Below are 958 nucleotides of genomic sequence, written 5' to 3'. Positions count from 1 at the left end.
GAGCGTGGCCGTAACCGATGGGTTCACCGTGACAGTGGCCGTTGCCGTGGTCGAGCAACCATCGCTGTTGGTTACAGTAACAGTATAACTTGTTGTGAAAGAAGGCGATACCGATACAGTCTGGGTGTTGCCCGTGCCCGCAGGAGACCATACGTAGGTGAAGCCCGTACCACCCGCAGCCGTTGCCGACAGGGTAGCCGTGGTGCCATTACAGATCGTCTGGTTGGCTACCGTAGCCGTCACCGCTGGGTTTACAGTCACTGTGCCCGTAGCAATAGCTGAACAGCCGTTGCCGTTCGTTACCGTCACCGTGTAAGGCGTGGTGGTCAACGGCGTTACGCTGATGACGCCCGTGGTATTGGTCACGCCATTGCTAAACGCATAGCTGGTGCCGCCCGTAGCTGACAGCGAAGCCACCGTGCCGTAGCAAATGGTGCTGCTGGTGAGCGTAGCGGTTACCGATGGGTTGACAGTGATGGTGGTGCTGGCCGTTGATGAGCAACCAAATTCGTTGGTAGCCGTCACCGTGTAGACTGTCGTCACCGTGGGCGAGGCTGGAATCGTTGCCGTGGTAGCTCCCGTAGACCAAGCGTAGGTAAAGACTGTACCGCCCGTAGCCGACGCCGTTAGCGCGGTTGAGGTGCCGTTGCAGATCGTGGTGCTGGGGTTGGCTGCAATCACCGCCGTTACCGCTGGGTTCACCGTCACAATAGCCGTAGCCGTAGTTGAACAGCCATTGCTATTCGTAGCCGTTACGGTGTAACTCGTTGTGGCAGAAGGCGATACCGTTACGCTCTGGGTGTTGCCGGTACCAGCAGGTGCCCATACGTAGGTAATGCCCGTGCCGCCCGTAGCCGAAGCAGACAGGGTTGCGGTGAGGCCGTTGCAGATCGTCTGGCTGGCTACCGTAGCCGTCACCGCTGGGTTTACAGTCACTGTGCCCGTAGCGATAGCTGAA

1 protein-coding gene is annotated in these 958 nt (G+C 58.8%); it reads right to left on the bottom strand.

From position 1 onward, the window contains the following. Window positions 1-936 (bottom strand): Ig-like domain-containing protein (locus J2I48_RS28115; RefSeq protein ID WP_445451884.1); only part of this gene is annotated, 936 nt, incomplete at its 3' end. Between the last annotated feature and the right edge of the window lie 22 nt (window positions 937-958).

The organism is Fibrella aquatilis (assembly GCF_017353255.1).
GTDB lineage: Bacteria > Bacteroidota > Bacteroidia > Cytophagales > Spirosomataceae > Fibrella > Fibrella aquatilis.
Note: the sequence above shows the minus strand (reverse complement) of the source record. Positions and strands in the feature narration are given on the sequence as shown.